Here is a 17,016-nt window from a genome sequence, read left to right on the forward strand (position 1 = left end):
GGTTGCTACCACAGCGCCGGCGATGAGCGCTTCCATGAGGAGACTCCGCGGAAGACCTATATCGTGCGCATTCCCCCAAAAGCTGCCTACGCCTGGTCCACGCACTGGCCGTAACCCATGGGAACTGGCTGGATGCCGGTCGCTACATCAACATGGACGACCTCAAGGAGCACAAAAAGCTCATGCTCAAAGCCGCCCGCATAACCAGCCGAATAGCCGTCCCAATTTGCTGAACCCAACGCACAGACCCATCAGAACGGGCGGTGACGTACGCCCGTTCCTCACCCTAAAGCGGGAGAAATATCGCCCCTCGCCCATTCGTCACGGATTTCACCCGCCCGCGCGGCAAGCCGGCCGGCGTCGATGGCCGCGCGGATATCGGCCATCAGGCTCTGATAATAGGCCAGATTGTTCCATGTGAGCAGCATCCCTGCCAGTGCCTCTCCGGATTTTACCAAATGGTGTAGATAGGCGCGCGAGTAATCTCGCGCGGCCGGACAGTCGCTTTCCTCATCCAGCGGGCGCGGGTCTTCGGCGTGGCGAGCGTTTTTCAAGTTGATCTTGCCGCGCCGGGTGTAGGCAAGGCCGTGGCGCCCTGCCCTGGTCGGCATCACGCAATCGAACATGTCGATGCCGCGCGCCACCGCTTTGAGGATATCATCCGGGGTGCCCACGCCCATGAGGTAGCGCGGCCTGTCGGCAGGCAGTGCTGGGCACGTGGCTTCGAGAACCTCCAGCATGATCTCCTGAGGTTCGCCAACTGCCAGTCCGCCCACGGCATAGCCCTTCAGGTCCATGGCCGAAAGCGCTTCGGCCGAACGCAGGCGCAGCCGATCGTTGTCGCCGCCCTGCACGATGCCGAACATGGCCTTGCCCGGCTGGTCGCCAAAGGCAACCTTGCAGCGCTCTGCCCAGCGTAGCGATAGTTCCATCGCCCGCTCCATCTCCTCTTCCGAGGCGGGCAGCGCAATGCATTCATCGAGCTGCATCTGAATGTCGGAATCGAGCAGTCCCTGGATTTCGATGGAACGCTCCGGCGACATTTCGTGCACCACACCATCCACATGGGAGCGGAACGTCACGCCCTTCTCGGTCACCTTCCGGAGAGCGGCCAGCGACATGACCTGAAATCCGCCCGAATCCGTCAGGATGGGATATGGCCAGCGTGCAAGCTCATGTAGCCCACCCAGCCGGGCCACGCGCTCGGGACCGGGCCGCAGCATCAAGTGGTAGGTGTTGCCGAGGATGATATCGCTTCCGAGTGCCCGCACCTGATCCATATACATGGCCTTGACCGTACCGGCCGTGCCCACGGGCATGAAGGCCGGCGTGCGAACCATGCCGCGCGGCATCGATATCTCACCTCGCCGGGCCGCACCGTCGGTCGCCAGCACCTGGAATTTGAAGGTCTCGCTCACGTGTCGTCCCTGAAAAGCAGGCCGGCATCGCCATAGGAATAAAAACGGTAGCCCCGCTCGACGGCATGCCGGTAGGCCGCCTTCATCGCGTCCAGGCCGCTGAAGGCGCAGACCAGCATGAACAGGGTCGACCGCGGCAGATGGAAGTTGGTCATCAGAATGTCAACGGCCCGGAAGCGATAGCCAGGCGTGATGAAGATGTCTGTCTCGCCGGTCCAGGCGTTGATCTCACCGGTCTCGGATGCCGCGCTTTCCAACAGGCGCAACGACGTGGTGCCAACCGAGATGATCCGCCCGCCGCGCGCCCGCACGGCTTTGAGCGCCTCGGCCGTCCCGGTGTCCACTTCGCCCCATTCGGCGTGCATCCTGTGTTCGCCCGTGTCATCAGCCTTCACCGGCAGAAACGTGCCGGCGCCGACATGCAGCGTCACGAAGTGGCGCTCGATCCCGGCCGCGTCCAGCGCGGCGAACAGATCCGGCGTAAAGTGAAGCCCGGCCGTGGGGGCAGCTACCGCGCCCTCCTCGCGGGCGTAGACGGTCTGGTAGTCCTGCTGGTCGCGCTCGTCGTCCGATCGTCTCGAGGCGATATAGGGCGGCAGCGGAATATGGCCAGCAGCCGCAATCGCTTCATCGAGCACGGGGCCGGAAAAGTCGAAGACAAGCAGCGCCTCACCGCCTTCGCCTTTCTCGGCCACAGTCGCCTCGAGCGAGCCAAGAAGGCAACTTTCCGCATCGTGGCCGAACTGGATGCGCTCGCCTTCGGCCACACGCTTCGCCGGCTTCAAAAACGCCTTCCAACGGTCCGGTCCCGCGCGCATGTGCAGCGTCGCCTCGATATGCGCCACCGCCTCACCGCGCCGGCGAACGCCTGAAAGGCGGGCCGGGATCACCTTCGTGTCGTTAAAGACCACCGCATCGCCGGACCGCAGAAGCGAAGGCAGGTCGCGCACGGTGCGGTCCTCCAGCCCCTCGCCCGGGCGCACGACAAGTAGGCGCGCCGTATCGCGCGGACTTACCGGCCGAAGCGCGATGCTCTCCTCTGGCAATTCGAAATCGAAGAGATCGACTCGCACGACTTTCCCCGAAATTATGGTCCCGTGCAGGTCAGCACCCAGGCACCTACCCCGGCGATCCGCAGCGTCCCGGCGGTGGCCAGTTCCCGCTCTTCGGCCGCCGAAAAGAGCCGCACCTCGGCGACGATCGACTCGATATTCGGATCCGTGAAATCGATCCGCATTTCGTTCGCATTGCCGAAAGCCTGCCCGACAGCGATTGCCTGCTCGCCTTCGCCGCTCAGTGTCCAGCTTTCGCCCTGAGCCTCAATCGCTACACCGACGACGGCAAGCACGGGCAGGCTGCCGATGGTCAATTCGATCGAAGCCTCGTTGTCAGGCGCGACGCAGGCGATGCTGCCGGAGGCACCTGCCGGCCCGGACAGGAGCGGCAATACCATCAGCGCCGCGGCAAGCCTTCTCATGTCACAGGTCCGCGGCCACACGCATGGAAACGATGGAATCGGGATCGCGCACGGGCTCGCCGCGCTTGATCTTATCGACGTTATCCATGCCCTCGATCACCTGTCCCCAGATCGAGTACTGCTTGTTGAGCCACGGGGCATCTTCAAAGCAGATGAAGAACTGGGAGTTTGCCGAGTTCGGGTTTTGCGTGCGCGCCATGGAGCATGTGCCGCGCGCATGGCTCACATTGGAAAACTCCGCCTCGAGATCTGGTTTGTCGGAGCCGCCCGTGCCGGTGCCTGTGGGGTCGCCAGTCTGCGCCATGAACCCGTCGATGACGCGGTGAAACACGACATTGTCGTAAAAGCCCTCGCGCGAAAGCTCCTTGATGCGCGCGACATGCGCCGGCGCGACGTCCGGCATCAGTTCGATCACCACCTTTCCCTTGGTGGTTTCCATGACAATGGTGTTCTCGGGATCTTTGATTTCAGCCACGGGAGGCCCTTTCCTGTCGTGTTATTCGTCCGCCGCGATATAGGCGCGGATGATGCGGTCGGGATCGTCGACGGAACCATTATTGGCGGGATCGCCCTTCTTGATCTCGTCAACGTGCTCCATTCCGTTTTCCACCTTTCCGACGACCGTATAGCTGCCGTCCAGGTGAGACGCCGGCGCAAACATGATGAAGAATTGCGAGTTAGCGGAATCCGGGTTCTGAGAGCGCGCCATACCTACCGTACCGCGCTCGAAGGATGCGTCGGAAAATTCCGCCGGCAGGTCGGGATGTTCGGAGCCGCCGGTGCCCGCGCGCTGCGGATCGTAGCCCTCCTCCATGTCACCGAACTCAACATCGCCTGTTTGCGCCATGAAGCCGTCAATCACCCGGTGAAAGGCGACATTGTCATAGGCCCCTTCGCGCGCAAGCTGTTTGATCCGCTCCACGTGCTGCGGCGCCAGATCGGGCCGAAGGGCGATTTCGACGTTCCCGCTCTCAAGCTCAAGGACCAGTGTATCTCCCGGCTCGGCGGCTTGCGCGGTGACCGCGAGAAATAGGCTCGCGGCAAGGCTGATGGAAGCGGCGATGGAAGCTAGGCGCATGATGAACTTCTCCGATTACGTATGTTCAGTCGGCAAACTTGCTGACAAGCGCACCGGCGACGGCTGCCGGCACGAATGGAGTGATGTCCCCGCTCATGGACGCAATTTGGCGCACGAGTGTGGCCGTAATGGTGCGGACCGAGGGACTGGCCGGCAGAAAAACGGTCTGCAGTTCCGGAGCCATGGTCTCGTTCATTCCCGCCATCTGCATCTCGTAGTCCAGATCGGTGCCATCGCGCAGGCCTCGAATCATGATCGAGGCGGCATGCTCACGGGCAGCGTCAATGACGAGATTCTCGAAAGCAACAACCTTGATGCGCGTCGCATCCGGTCCGAGCTCATCGGCCGCCGAGCGCTCGATGAGCTCGACCCGCTCTTCATACGAGAAAAGCGGCTTCTTTCCTGCGTGTATGCCAATCCCCACGATCAGCGTATCGGCCACGAACAACGCGCCCTTCAGCACGTCGAGATGACCATTCGTCAGCGGGTCGAAGGATCCCGCGTAAAAGGCTATGCGCTCGCTCATGCCTGAGCTTCTATCGCCCTTGGCGGATGAAGGCAATTCGTGATCGCGTCAGCGGCGCGCCAAGGCGAGCCAAAGGCCGCCGCCGATCAGGCAGGTGCCCGATATGCGCTCCACGAGTTGCACACGCGCCCTGGTCAGGCGCGAACCCAGTCCGCTTGCCGCGAAGGCGTAAAGCGAATCGCCGATCGTCGCGACGGCCATGAATATCCCCCCGAGGAAGACTGTTTGCCACGCGGTGCTGCCGGCGGGATCGATGAACTGCGGGATGAAGGCCCCGAAGAAGATTAGCGCCTTGGGATTGGACCAGATGACGATAAAGCCCTGGAGAACGAACGATCGCTGCGCTCGCGGGGCGGTGCCCCCTCCCAACGAACCATCTGAGCGCCACATCCTAATGCCGAGCCAGATGAGATAGGCTGCCCCAAGGAGCCGCAATATCTCGAAAACGCCGCCCATCGCATTGACGACTGCCGCCAACCCAACGGCCAGAACACCGATCATCGCCGCCAGACCGAGTTGCGTTCCGAGCACATTGAGCATGCCTGCACGAGCGCCATGCCGCAATGAATTCGCAATGATAACCGTGACCGACGGTCCTGGCACGACGATAAGCGCGATGCAGGCGACGATATAAGAGAGTAGGACGCCGGTGTCCGGCATGCGTGATCCTCCGTGTTCCGCTTCAGAAAGGCAGAGACAACCGGAAATGGCAAGATGAACAGGACATGAACCAGCCGTTCAGTACCCGTTCCGCCCGCTCGTGTCATTCAACGCATCATGAGGTGAAACCAAACTTGGGATTCACTCGTTAAGGAATGGCAAGGAGGCTAGAGCCATGCTAATATCTATGTTTGCTGCGGCGATGATGCTTTCCATGTTGATCGCAACCGCCTTCGCCCTTCACCAAGAATCGCAGCGTGTGAAGCTGGAAAACCGAATCAGACCCAATCGGCACCGTATCAGGCGGTAAAGCAGGAGCGGTTATTACTTACCGGCAGGCCCGCTAACTCCACTCGCCCAGGCGCATGATGTCCGGCGGACCGCCGGCGGGTTCGGACCAACTGTTTAGGTCCCGGCGCATCCCGCCTTCGTCGTGATCATCGTTGGTTTTCGTTGCATTCGGCGGTGCTTCGACTTATCTCCCGCCCTATGACCTATCAACCCATTCACGTGATCGGCGGCGGGCTTGCCGGATCCGAGGCAGCGTGGCAGGCGGCGGAAGCCGGCGTTCCCGTCATCCTGCACGAAATGCGGCCTGTTCGCGGCACTGAAGCTCACCAGACCGACGGGCTCGCGGAACTCGTCTGCTCGAATTCATTCCGTTCCGACGATGCCGAGACCAATGCGGTCGGTCTCCTGCACGCGGAGATGCGATTGGCCGGTTCGCTTATCATGCGTTCGGGTGACGCCAATCAGGTCCCGGCCGGCGGCGCGCTGGCGGTTGACCGCGACGGTTTTTCCGATGCAGTGACGCGGGCCATCGAAGACCATCCTCTCATAACGGTCCAGCGCGGAGAGATTACGGGCCTTCCGCCGGAGGAATGGGACCAAGTAATCATTGCCACCGGCCCGCTCACAGCGCCGGGACTGGCCGAAGCGATCCGTGAAAAGACGGGTGCCGACGCGCTCGCCTTCTTCGATGCCATCGCACCAATCGTGCATTTCGACACGGTTAACATGGATGTCGCGTGGTTCCAGTCGCGCTACGACAAGATCGGTCCGGGCGGCACGGGCAAGGACTACATCAACTGCCCGATGAACAAGGAGCAGTACGAGGCCTTTATCCAGGCGCTGCTCGATGGCGAGAAAACCACCTTCAAGGAATGGGAAGGCACACCCTATTTCGATGGCTGCCTACCCATCGAGGTTATGGCCGAGCGCGGGCCGGAAACGCTGCGCCACGGACCCATGAAGCCCATGGGGCTGACAAACGCACACAAGCCGGACGAAAAAGCCTATGCGGTCGTCCAGCTTCGCCAGGACAATGCGCTGGGCACGCTCTACAATATGGTCGGCTTCCAGACGAAGCTGAAATACGGCGAGCAGGTCCAAATCTTCCGCATGATCCCCGGACTGGAGAACGCGGAATTCGCACGACTCGGCGGGTTGCACCGCAACACCTACATCAATTCACCGGCCTTGCTTGACGGAAAGCTTCAATTGAGATCCCGCCCTGGCCTGCGCTTTGCGGGACAAATCACCGGCTGCGAGGGTTATGTTGAAAGCGCCGCCATCGGCCTTCTGACCGGCCGCCTCGCCGCTGCCGAAAGGCGCGGGGAGCGGATCGCGCCGCCGCCGGCGACTACGGCCTTCGGCGCGCTCCTCAACCACATCACCGGCGGGCACATCCTCTCCGATGATGAGCCGGGCAAGCGCTCGTTCCAGCCGATGAACATCAATTTTGGCCTCTTCCCACCGGTGGAGCTTCCGAAGCTCGAGGGCGGCAAACGCCTGCGCGGCAAGGACAAGTCGGTTGCCAGGAAACGGGCAATGACGGCGCGAGCCTTGGCCGATTGTCGAGCCTGGCTCGGCATTGAGAGCCGCGCGGCCGCCGAATAACAACGCATCTCGCTCTTACTGCTGCGACCAATCGGCCGAGTGCAGCAGTATAGCACCCGCAAGCGCCTGAACCTGTACCGGTTCGCCGTCTTCGCTTTCGCTGAAATAGATATGGTCTAACAGGATTTTCAGTTTGCGGCCGCCGGCCTGCAGTTCTACTTCGGGCGAGTCGTTGCTCTGCTGGCCGAGTAGGTCTTGGAAAGTATCGGGGGAGATTGGAAAACGCGCAGTTTCCCTCCCCTGCGTGACCACGAGATTGTCCTGCGTCACCGCGAATGCGATTTGCTCCCCCGAGGGCAAATTCACCGATGTTGGTGTCGACCCTCCCTCTGAAGACAAGCTGACGCCTTCCACGATCGTGTCGTAATCGCCGATGCCGAAGGCCGCTAATTCGTCGCGCCGATTGAAGGCGCGTCCGCTTGCCACGGCTGCATCGCGCGTCGGATCCAGTCCCCACGCCTTGGCAACCTTCATGAAGTTTTCTGCATCGGCAGCATCAAGGGTACCGTTTGGCGGCGCAACGCGCGACAGCGCGTCATACCTGTTCAGCGCGGATAAGGCAGAGAGTGCCTGATCATTTTGCTCATCGCTTAAAGGTTCGCTGTCGACGATCTGCAGGAAGCGCTCGGCCTGACTTCTTATTGACGCGCCTACGGCTCCCTGAGGACCGAAACTGCCGAAGATCAACGCCAGAACCGGCAGCAATGCCATCCATCGCGTATCCCCGCGCAGGCGCGGCACGAGCTGGATGAGGACGATCAGCGCTGCCACTAGGCCAAAGAGCGCGAGAAAGAAGCGATCTGGGGTCACGCCATAGCTGCCAATCCGAACCGTGACCGCGTACGCCAGGAGCCCGAGTGGTACGATCTGAAAGAACGGCCAGAACCGCAGAAGAAATCTGGTGGGAGCGCGGGCCCGGTCAAAGAAAGGATTTATGAGCAGGAGCGCGCCGTACACGCAGACGCCGTAGATAAAGACGAGCCATCCGATTTGCCCCTCCGGAACGTCACCGGAAACAACGATCTTGAGAGCATAAACGTGAAGAATCACGGCATAGGTAATTAACAGCGGGGCGGCCACAAAATCACCGAGCGCGCGCATGCCGCGGTCCATGAAACCGGCCGCTTCGTGTCCCGGTTTCTCATCGAAGCGCTCTGGCACCTGCCCTAGCCCGAAAAGCGGGGCGGCAAAGAGGCCGGTGAAAGCCCAGACATGCTGATAGAGCTCGCTCGGAACATCCAGTCCGAACAGCAGAGTAAGGCTCGTGAGAATGGCCGAGATGCCGCCGGCAAAAAGCAACAGAGCCAAGAGCGCCAGCAGCGCGGCAAACGCAATGCGCGCTGAGAACATCCAGAACGCGCTGGCACTGCCGCGTCGGACGACTGGCGCGAGCAAAATCGCGCCGGTCAGCCCCAAAAGCAATGTCCATTCAAGTGTGTCAAATGTATACGAGAAAACGATCAGCGCCGTGACGATCGCCCCCGCCGCAAGTCCGCCGATCGCTTTTAAAAGAGCGGATATCCCACACGATTCCCCGAACAGCGCAACGGAGAGCGCGGCTATGGCGCCGGCAGAAAGCCCGATCACAAGCTCCGGATCGAGGAGGTCTCTACCCGTATGAAAAAGATCGATACCGGAAATCAGCAGGTTGGACTGGAGCATGGCGGCAAGCAGGAACAGCGCGACCGCCGGAAAGCGGTAGACGGCGGCGCGCACGCCCAGAAGCATTTCAACGAAAACCGCGCCCCAGCCCGCGTGCGTGCTTCCTGCCCATGCCGACATGACGAATCTCCCAACCAACGGAGATCATACTTAGATGCAATTTTGGCGGGAACAAAACGCCTGTGTCGATTTTGGCTCGAAATAGCCGCGAGTGTCACCAGCCTTTGGTGGCGTGGCGCAAGAGAAGCCAGTGCCGCCGCAGCGGTGACAGTGTCGCGATCTCGTCCAGCGGATCGAGACCGCTTTGCTCGATGCGTTTGAAGTAAGCTTCCGCGAGGGACACCGGCAGAAAGGCTGGCCTGAGGGGCGGCGGAATGTCCCCTGCCCCTTTCCTGAATTCGACGAGGTGGTCACGCCCCAGCGCGATCATCGCCACCACAGCCCGATTCGCCCCCTCGGTATCTTCGCCAGAGACAAGCTCGTCCTGTGTCATTCCAACGGCTTGCAGCATGTCGAGCGGGATGTAGCACTGCCCCCGCCGCCTATGGATCGGCAGAAGGCGCAAAAGCCCGGCAATCGCCTGAGCGCAGCCGGCATGGCCGGCCAATGCCGCAGTCCTGCCCGCCGCCTCTGCGTCAAGAATGAGGGAGGAAAGCTGGATCAGGGCGGACGCCGTTTCGCCGCAATAACCTTCGAGATCGGTGCGACTCGGCATCGGATCGTCGTAGAGATCGAAGATGCGCGCTTCCAGCATGTTCTGAAAGGCATCGACCGGCAGATTGTAATCGCGAACCACCTCAAGAAGTGCCGCCGCTATGGGATGTCCCGCGGCCGAGGCGGGGTCAGCCGCCTCGGCGAGCAAGTCGCGCCACCATTGCAGCCGAATCTCACCGGGCAACGCCTCGCTGATTCGGTCGCGAACAGCGGCGGTTTCCACATTGAAGGCATAAAGCGCCAAGAGCGCCTCGCGCTTCGGCGCGGGTGCGTATAGCGCCGCCAGATAGCGGTCGGGATCGCCCCTGCGGACAGTTTCGGCGATCTCGGCTTCGCCGGCGGTCATCAGTCCACGGCAATGATGGCAGCTGCCACCGCCCGCTCCTCGGCCAGGAGCACATTGAAGGTGCGTACCGCCGCCCCGGTCGCCATGGTTTCCACGGCCATGCCGGCATCCTTCAAGACCTTGCGCAACTCCGCGGACAGCGGCCGAAGCCCTTTACCGGTTCCGATGAGCAGGATCTCTATCTCTTCGGCTTCCGCGATCGGTCTTTCGAAATCCGCCTCACTCAACACCGCCGGATCGTCGGCTCTCCACCCATAAATGCCTGAAGGCAGGCAGAGCAGCGAGCCTCGATGGGACATCTCGGCAAAACGGAAACCACCATTGCCGTAGGCATCTATGGGCGCGCGCCCCGGAAAATGCGCGTCGCGTATTTGCATGCCGCCCGTCATCCCTTGGCCGGAACCTGGTCCGTTGTGTCCTTCTCCTGCGTCTCACCTCCCGTCAGCGCCCCCGGCCGCATGCGGAAGAGGATCAGCAGCGGGCCGGCGACGAAGATCGACGAGTAGGTGCCGATCACGACACCGAAAATCATCGCGGCCGTGAAGGAACGGATGACCTCACCACCGAATGCATAGAGCGCCACAAGCGCCAGAAGCGTCGTGATCGACGTCATAACGGTTCGCGGAAGCATCTGGTTCACCGAGAGGTCGAGCAATTGCGGCAACGGCATCTTCTTGAACCGCCGCAGGTTCTCGCGGACGCGGTCATAGACCACCACGGTGTCGTTCAACGAGTAGCCGACGATCGTCAGAATCGCCGCTATACTGGACAGGTTGAACTCGATCCCAGTGATCACAAAGAAGCCGATAGTCATGATGACATCGTGCAGCGTTGCCAATATCGCGCCGATTGCGAACTGCCACTCGAACCGCAGCCAGATGTAGACCAGAATGGCGAAAAGCGCGACGAGAACGGCGATCGTTCCGGCCCTTGCGAGTTCGGCCGAAATCGTCGGGCCGACAACTTCGACGCGGCGGAACTCGTAATCACTCTCCAGGACGGAGCGCACGCTGTTGACCACCTGCTGTTCCGCGGTATCGCCGCCGCCCTGTGCCTGAACGCGGATGAGCACTTCACGCGGATCGCCGAATTCCTGCACCTGCACGTCGCCAAGATCAAGACCGGAAAGGCGGCTGCGAATATCGGCAATACCGGCGTTGCCTTCCAGAGATTGCACCTCAATAGCGGAGCCGCCCCGGAAGTCGATACCGTAATTCATGTTGATGGTCGCAAACGCGCCGATGCAGGCGACCAGTGCCAGGGCCGAAAGCGAGAATGTCATTCGGCGCAGCCACATGAACTTTACTGCGGTGTCCACCGGAATGAACTGCAACGGCATGCGCGGAAGTTCCTTCGGGCGGCTACGGCGTACCCATTCGGCAACCATCCACCGAGTCAGAGTGTAAGCTGAGAAAACCGTGGTAACGATACCGATAGCGAGCGTGATCGCGAAGCCGCGGATCGGGCCGGAACCGAGATAGAACAGGATTATTGCGGCGATCAGTGTCGTCAGATTGGCGTCGACGATCGTCGATAGAGCTTTCGAGAAGCCGCCATCCGCCGAGTGGATGATCGAGCGCCCTGCCGCCCGCTCCTCGCGTATTCGCTCGAAGACGAGCACGTTCGAGTCGACCGCCATGCCCATGGTGAGCACGATGCCGGCTATACCGGGCAGCGTCAGCGTTGCGCCAAGCCCGGATAGAACGGCGATGATTATGCAGATGTTAGCCGTGAGCGCGATGACCGCGAATACTCCGAACAGTCCGTAGGCGGCGATCATGAAACCGACAACCAGCAGTGCGCCGATAATAGAGGCTGTCGTGCCCGCATCAATGGAGTCCTGGCCGAGCCCTGGCCCCACCGTGCGTTCCTCGATGACCGTCAGGCTTGCCGGTAGAGCACCGGCGCGCAGCAGGACCGCTAGGTCATTGGCCGTCTGCACCGTGAAGCTGCCGGAAATCTGCCCCGAGCCGCCGAGAATCGGCTCGCGAATTTGCGGTGCGGAAATCACCTGCCCGTCAAGAACAATCGCGAACAGACGGCCAACATTCTCCTGCGTCGTCCGGCCGAAACGCGTAGCGCCCTGGGTGTCGAAGCGGAAGGAGACGACCGGCTCGTTTGTTCGTTGATCGAAAGTTGCCTGGGCGTCGACCAGGTTCTCGCCCGAAACGATCACCCGGTCTTCAATAACGTAGGGAACCGCCGGCTCGTCCATCGAATACATGACCGATGTACCCGCCGGCGGCCTGCCATCGACCGCTTCTTCGACCGGAACCGACTGATCCACCATCTGGAAGGTCAGCCGAGCGGTCTGCCCGAGCAGATCCTTCAGGCGTTCAGGATCATCAAGTCCCGGCACCTGCACCAGAATGCGGTCATCGCCCTGACGCTGGATGACAGGCTCCGTCGTGCCCAACTCGTTGACGCGCCGGCTGATCACTTCGATGGATTGCGTGAGGGCAGAAGAGAGCCGGTATTCGATCCCCTCCTGCGTGAGGTTCAGGCGCAAGACGCCTGGTTCGGGTTCCTCCAGCTGTATTTCTCGCAGACTGCCTGCACCGAATGCGCCCGAAGTCACTGGCTGGATAAGCTCGTCCAGCGCCTCCCTGGCGGCGTCCACCTGCTCTGTGTCACGGATGCGCACGCGCACGGACTGATCGGAGGCGGCCAGACCGGTGTAGCCGATCCGCTCGGCGCGCAGCAGGCGCCGGGTCTCGTCGCGCACGGTCGTCAGGCGTTCATCGATCAGTTCCTGACGATCAAGCTGTAGAAGGATATGCGAGCCGCCCTGCAGATCGAGGCCGAGCGTCATGGGCTGGGACGGAGCCCAGCTCGGCAGTGGTACGAAATAGGATTGCGGAAGAACGTTGGGAGCCGCGTAAAGGACGCCAAGCGCCACGACAAGCCAGATGAAGAACGTCTGCAAGCGCGAAAAATGTAACATGCTGCCTCTTATTATTCAGGCTCGACCTGATACTCAGACCGAGGCCTGGTCTTGCGCCCCAACGCGACTGCTTTCAGGCCGTTATTTCTCGACCTTTTCCTTGGCGGGCTCGGCCTTGACCCGAACGTCCGCCAGCATGGAGCGAACGGCGGTCACCTTGTTGCCTGCCCCCAAATCGACCTCCAGTTCGGTGTCATTGAGCACCTTCGTGACTTTGCCGACAAGGCCACCACCTGTCACCACCGTGTCTCCACGGCGCACGGCAGCAAGCATCTCATTGCGTTTTTTCATCTGCTGGCGCTGCGGGCGGATGATCAGAAAATACATGATCACAAAGATCAGAACGAACGGCAGGATACTGATAAAGATATCTGGTGCGCCGCCCGCCTGGGCATATGCCGGTGTCACAAGCATTAATAAACTCCCGAGAAAATGCGGAAAGGCCCCTATTGCCTCTCCTTAAGCTGGGCGGAATATAGATGTTCAGCCCCTGTTTGCAACCGCTTAGCAAAGGGCCGAATATCAGGCTTCCCGGCCCATGAAAAGAACCGTCTGCTTGCAATCTCAAAGGCGCTGTGAAAGAACCGTACCGTACGGTACTATCGCCAGTCGCACCAAGGGGCTTACGATGAGTGACAAAGCCATCGAGGCGTTGAATGAAAAGCTCGACCGGCTGATCGCCGCCGTTTCCCGCTTGGCCCCTTCCCCGCCTGTCACGCCGGACCTCGAGGCGGCCGATTGCTTTGTCTGGGAGCCGGAAACCGGCGCGTTATCGCCAGTGGCGAAGGTAAACCGCGTCGATCTCAGCCTCATCAAGGGCGTCGACCGCCCGCGCGACATACTGCTCGACAACACGCATCGCTTTGCAGCCGGGCTGCCGGCCAACAATGCGCTGCTTTGGGGCGCGCGCGGCATGGGAAAATCCTCGCTGGTCAAGGCGGTTCACGCAGACGTCAACGAGAGCCGCGAGCCTGGCACTACCATTCTGAAACTGATCGAGATTCATCGCGAAGACATCGAAAGCCTTCCCGGTCTGATGGCTCTGGTAAGGGACACCGGCCACCGGTTTATCCTCTTCTGCGACGATCTGTCCTTCGATCATGACGATACGTCGTATAAGTCGCTGAAGGCGGCTCTCGAGGGGGGTGTTCAGGGACGACCCGACAACGTCATCTTTTATGCGACCTCGAATCGTCGTCATCTCCTGCCGCGCGACATGATGGAGAACGAGCGCTCCACCGCTATCAATCCGTCGGAAGCCGTCGAGGAAAAGGTATCGCTTTCAGATCGCTTCGGTCTGTGGCTCGGATTTCACAAGTGCTCGCAGGACGAGTACCTCGCCATGATCGAGGGATATGTGAATTATCACGATCTGATTGTGGATGATGAAACCCTGCGCGCTGAAGCACTGGAATGGGCCACTACGCGTGGCAGCCGCTCCGGCCGCGTCGCCTGGCAGTTCGTCCAAGATCTCGCCGGCCGGCTGGGCCAAGGTCTTAAGGAATAAGAAGGACTACGGCGCGCCCGCCGTCGACCCGGCCTACTGCTGCAGGTAGGCCATGGGGTCGACGGGACTCGTCCCCTCGCGCACCTCGAAATGCAGCTTCGGCCGGTCCGTGTTGCCGGACATACCGGAAAGCGCGATTTGTTGGCCGCGCGTGACCTGGTCACCGCGCTTCACCTTCAGTTCCGAAGCATGGCCGTAGACGGTCACCAGCCCGTCATCGTGACGCACCAGCACGGTATTGCCGAAGCCTTTCAGGCCGTCTCCCGCGTAGATGACGACGCCATTTTCTGCGGCGTGAACGGCAGTGCCTTCCGGGACGGCAATATCGATTCCATCGCTGCTGCCGCTATCGAAAGCCGATACGACACGGCCACGCACGGGCCAGCGCAAATTGCCGGCACCTGTGGAATCGGGCGTCAGGGCGGCAACCTGCTCCTCGTCCCCGCCCTCGGTCGCGGCATCCGCCTCGACCACAACGGGCTCTTCGTCTCGCTGGCGCGGCTCGGCTTGCGTGTCTTGCGCCGAGGTCTCCTGCGTTTGCGGCAGTTGCGCAGCTGCCATCTGTACCGGCTGACTGTTGCCGGCAGACGAACTGTTACTCTCCTGGGAACTGGCAATGTTCGTAGCGTTGCCGCCCGGGATCGTCAGCTTCTGACCGACACGAATCGCACCGCCGGAAACATTGTTTGCTTCGGCAAGCCGATCGACACTAACACCAGTCTTTCGAGAAATCGCGTACAGCGTGTCGCCGGACGCCACCGTGTAGGTGCCACCGGCCGCCGTGGATTGTCCGGACGCGCTTTGGGTCTGAGCGGGCGTCCTTGCGGCAGGTTCCGGATCCTGCGTCTCGGCCGGCTGGGAACGCGCCGCATCCTGCTGCGCCGCGCCCGAGTTGACTGCACCGGCGGTATTGGACGGTGCCGGCAGGGCCGCCTGCTGTTGCTGGCTACTGCTGGGCGGCGGAAGCTGCGACGAGGTCACCGCGGATGAACGGATCGTTGCTGGTGCGCTCTGAATATTGGAACTGGAATAAGACGGCTGCGGGTTGGTCTGGGCAGCCGTCTGCATTCCGCCGCCATTGCCCACCGCGACCTTGGGTCGAACGCGCGCTGACGCGTCGGTCGAATTGGTGACCAGCCCGTCCGTGAGATTCGCGGTCGAACCGCACGCCGTGACGATGCCGCCGAGCAGGAGAACTGCCACGCTTTGCGTTAAGCTGCGTCTAAATTGTGATGTGATGCCGAAATGCATGAAGCTACCCGCGCACCCTTCTGAATCTGAATAACTCCATTAAAGCGGATTTAATCTTAATGCGCGGTTAAAGGTCCTGAGAATTGCCCGCAAATGTCACAGGGCCTGAGCCACGCCCTTAATCAGTGGTTGCATTCGCAAGCTTTCCAGATCCGTGCGCTCGAACCGGCTCCCGACCTTGGCCAGTTTGGACAACGTCTGAACGTCGTCGCCTGGCCCGATCGGCGCAACCATTATTCCATCACTGGTAAGAAAATCCGCGAATCGGCGCGGCATCTCATCGAAGGCAGCCCATGACACGATCCGGTCGAACGGACCATCGTTCGCTCCTTCCAGCCCGTCACCCTGGCGAACTATGATATTGTCGATGCCCAGCGATTGATGGCGCTGTATCGCCTGCTCGACCAACGTCTTGTACCTGTCCACGCTGAGCACACGTTCCGCTATTCTGGCGATGACAGCTGCCGTGTAGCCAGAGCCGGTCCCGATCTCGAGAACGCGTTTGCCTGGCGCGAGTTCGAGTGCATGAATTATCGTGGCCTGGAGATCGCAGGATTCGAGCGTCTCTCCGCATTCAATGGGAATAGCCCGATTTGACCAGACCCAGTCACGCCATTCCGAAGGCACGAAGCTGCCCCGAGGCGTTTCCTCCATAGCCGAAAAAAGTTCGGTGGACGTCACGTTTCGCGCACGCATGCGCAAAAGAAAAGCAGCGAAACCCTCGCGCTCCTCGTCTGCAATCATCCAAGCACTCCAACCAATTTCTCCCGCACCTCATGGGCCGTCAAATCCAGGTGCAGCGGCGAGACGGAGATATAGCCGTCCCGCACGGCCGCTTGATCGCTGCCCTCCCGAATCTCGGACTTCTTCCTGCCGAACCGCAACCAATAGTAGGGAAAGCCACGCCCGTCCTTGCGCTCTTCAATCCCCAGTCCGTGCACCAGCTTGCCCTGATAAGTTACCTGCGTTCCCCTGACCTTTTCCGGTGCGCAGTTCGGAAAGTTCACGTTCAAAAACACACCTGGAGGCAAATCGGTGGCAATCAGCTTTTTGAGCAGCGCCGGTGCCACCGCCTCCGTCGTCTCCCACGGAATGTAGCGAATGTCCTCATCGAAGCTATAGGCTTGGCTGAGCGCGACCGAACGGATGCCGAGCAACGTTCCTTCCATCGCGCCGGCAACGGTGCCCGAATAGGTGACATCGTCGGCGATGTTCGTGCCGTTGTTGACGCCGGAGAGGATCAGGTCAGGCGGTGTGTCCATCACCTTTCGAACACCCATGATGACACAATCGGTCGGCGTTCCCCGTAGGGCGAAATGCCGATCGTCGATCTGGCGCATCCGTAGCGGCTCTGACAGCGAGAGCGAATGCGCGAAGCCGGACTGGTCCGTCTCCGGCGCGACGACCCATACATCGTCGGACAAGGTCCGGGCGACGCGCTCCAGCGCTGCAAGCCCCTCGGCATGGATGCCGTCGTCATTGGTCAGCAATATGCGCATGGATTTACCGGTTCCTCAATTTTCCGACGCCGTTG

17 protein-coding genes and 1 pseudogene are annotated in these 17,016 nt (G+C 61.1%); 3 read left to right on the forward strand and 15 right to left on the reverse strand.

The annotated features are described in order from the left end of the window. Positions 1-24 precede the first annotated feature (24 nt). Positions 25-233: pseudogene (locus LY631_RS05435) on the forward strand (hypothetical protein); the annotation flags it as partial. A 48-nt stretch (positions 234-281) separates the two neighbouring features. Here the strand turns inward: LY631_RS05435 and tgt are convergent. Genes tgt through LY631_RS05470 form a run of 7 tightly spaced genes read right to left on the reverse strand, consistent with a single transcriptional unit; the run spans position 282 to position 5,159 of the window. Then, the gene (gene tgt / locus LY631_RS05440) at positions 282-1,418 is read right to left on the reverse strand and encodes a tRNA guanosine(34) transglycosylase Tgt (protein ID WP_274424110.1); all 1,137 of its coding nucleotides are present in this window, start codon (positions 1,416-1,418) and stop codon (positions 282-284) included. After that, positions 1,415-2,491, reverse strand: coding sequence for a tRNA preQ1(34) S-adenosylmethionine ribosyltransferase-isomerase QueA (queA, locus tag LY631_RS05445; protein ID WP_274424111.1), 1,077 nt, complete (start codon positions 2,489-2,491; stop codon positions 1,415-1,417). Before queA ends, tgt begins: the two co-directional genes overlap by 4 nt. 14 nt (positions 2,492-2,505) lie before the next feature. Next, positions 2,506-2,895: a hypothetical protein gene (locus LY631_RS05450; RefSeq protein ID WP_274424112.1), complete on the reverse strand. Its 390-nt coding sequence runs from the start codon at positions 2,893-2,895 to the stop codon at positions 2,506-2,508. Between the two features lies 1 nt (position 2,896). Beyond that, positions 2,897-3,370 (reverse strand): peptidylprolyl isomerase, encoded by a 474-nt coding sequence (locus tag LY631_RS05455; RefSeq protein ID WP_274424113.1) that lies wholly within the window; start codon positions 3,368-3,370, stop codon positions 2,897-2,899. A 21-nt stretch (positions 3,371-3,391) separates the two neighbouring features. Further along, the gene (locus tag LY631_RS05460; RefSeq protein WP_274424114.1) at positions 3,392-3,973 is read right to left on the reverse strand and encodes a peptidylprolyl isomerase; all 582 of its coding nucleotides are present in this window, start codon (positions 3,971-3,973) and stop codon (positions 3,392-3,394) included. A 25-nt stretch (positions 3,974-3,998) separates the two neighbouring features. After that, positions 3,999-4,499, reverse strand: coding sequence for a pantetheine-phosphate adenylyltransferase (gene coaD / locus LY631_RS05465; RefSeq protein ID WP_274424115.1), 501 nt, complete (start codon positions 4,497-4,499; stop codon positions 3,999-4,001). 48 nt (positions 4,500-4,547) lie between these two features. After that, positions 4,548-5,159: a LysE family translocator gene (locus tag LY631_RS05470; RefSeq protein ID WP_274424116.1), complete on the reverse strand. Its 612-nt coding sequence runs from the start codon at positions 5,157-5,159 to the stop codon at positions 4,548-4,550. A 489-nt stretch (positions 5,160-5,648) separates the two neighbouring features. On the opposite strand from LY631_RS05470, the gene trmFO reads away from it, so the two are divergent. Continuing rightward, complete coding sequence (trmFO, locus tag LY631_RS05475) at positions 5,649-7,058, forward strand: methylenetetrahydrofolate--tRNA-(uracil(54)-C(5))-methyltransferase (FADH(2)-oxidizing) TrmFO (RefSeq protein WP_274424117.1); 1,410 nt, start codon at positions 5,649-5,651, stop codon at positions 7,056-7,058. 15 nt (positions 7,059-7,073) lie between these two features. On the opposite strand, the gene LY631_RS05480 is transcribed toward trmFO, so the two are convergent. From LY631_RS05480 to yajC, 5 genes are all read right to left on the reverse strand, one after another. Then, positions 7,074-8,840 carry a DUF4153 domain-containing protein gene (locus LY631_RS05480; protein ID WP_274424118.1) on the reverse strand — a complete coding sequence of 589 codons (1,767 nt, stop codon included), beginning with the start codon at positions 8,838-8,840 and terminating at the stop codon, positions 7,074-7,076. A 94-nt stretch (positions 8,841-8,934) separates the two neighbouring features. Beyond that, entirely contained in the window at positions 8,935-9,780 is an 846-nt protein-coding gene (locus LY631_RS05485; protein ID WP_274424119.1) for a phytoene/squalene synthase family protein, read from the reverse strand. Next, positions 9,780-10,169 carry an Mth938-like domain-containing protein gene (locus LY631_RS05490; RefSeq protein ID WP_274424120.1) on the reverse strand — a complete coding sequence of 130 codons (390 nt, stop codon included), beginning with the start codon at positions 10,167-10,169 and terminating at the stop codon, positions 9,780-9,782. The genes LY631_RS05485 and LY631_RS05490 overlap by 1 nt, the downstream gene beginning before the upstream one ends. After that, entirely contained in the window at positions 10,166-12,724 is a 2,559-nt protein-coding gene (gene secDF / locus LY631_RS05495) for a protein translocase subunit SecDF (RefSeq protein WP_274424121.1), read from the reverse strand. Before secDF ends, LY631_RS05490 begins: the two co-directional genes overlap by 4 nt. Before the next feature lie 81 nt (positions 12,725-12,805). Then, the gene (yajC, locus tag LY631_RS05500) at positions 12,806-13,138 is read right to left on the reverse strand and encodes a preprotein translocase subunit YajC (protein WP_274424122.1); all 333 of its coding nucleotides are present in this window, start codon (positions 13,136-13,138) and stop codon (positions 12,806-12,808) included. A gap of 214 nt (positions 13,139-13,352) precedes the next feature. Between yajC and LY631_RS05505 the strand changes: the two genes are divergently transcribed. After that, complete coding sequence (locus tag LY631_RS05505) at positions 13,353-14,231, forward strand: ATP-binding protein (protein WP_274424123.1); 879 nt, start codon at positions 13,353-13,355, stop codon at positions 14,229-14,231. A 33-nt stretch (positions 14,232-14,264) separates the two neighbouring features. Here the strand turns inward: LY631_RS05505 and LY631_RS05510 are convergent, their stop codons facing one another. The 3 genes from LY631_RS05510 to surE all read right to left on the reverse strand — a co-directional run bounded on the left by LY631_RS05510 (position 14,265) and on the right by surE (position 16,981). Next, entirely contained in the window at positions 14,265-15,434 is a 1,170-nt protein-coding gene (locus LY631_RS05510) for a peptidoglycan DD-metalloendopeptidase family protein (protein ID WP_274424124.1), read from the reverse strand. A gap of 144 nt (positions 15,435-15,578) precedes the next feature. After that, a complete protein-coding gene (locus LY631_RS05515; protein ID WP_274424125.1) occupies positions 15,579-16,226 on the reverse strand; it encodes a protein-L-isoaspartate(D-aspartate) O-methyltransferase in 648 nt (215 codons plus the stop codon). Then, a complete protein-coding gene (surE, locus tag LY631_RS05520; protein ID WP_274424126.1) occupies positions 16,223-16,981 on the reverse strand; it encodes a 5'/3'-nucleotidase SurE in 759 nt (252 codons plus the stop codon). Before surE ends, LY631_RS05515 begins: the two co-directional genes overlap by 4 nt. Positions 16,982-17,016 lie beyond the last annotated feature (35 nt).

Origin of the sequence: Chelativorans sp. YIM 93263, from assembly GCF_028767125.1 — a bacterium.
Taxonomy (GTDB): domain Bacteria; phylum Pseudomonadota; class Alphaproteobacteria; order Rhizobiales; family Rhizobiaceae; genus Chelativorans.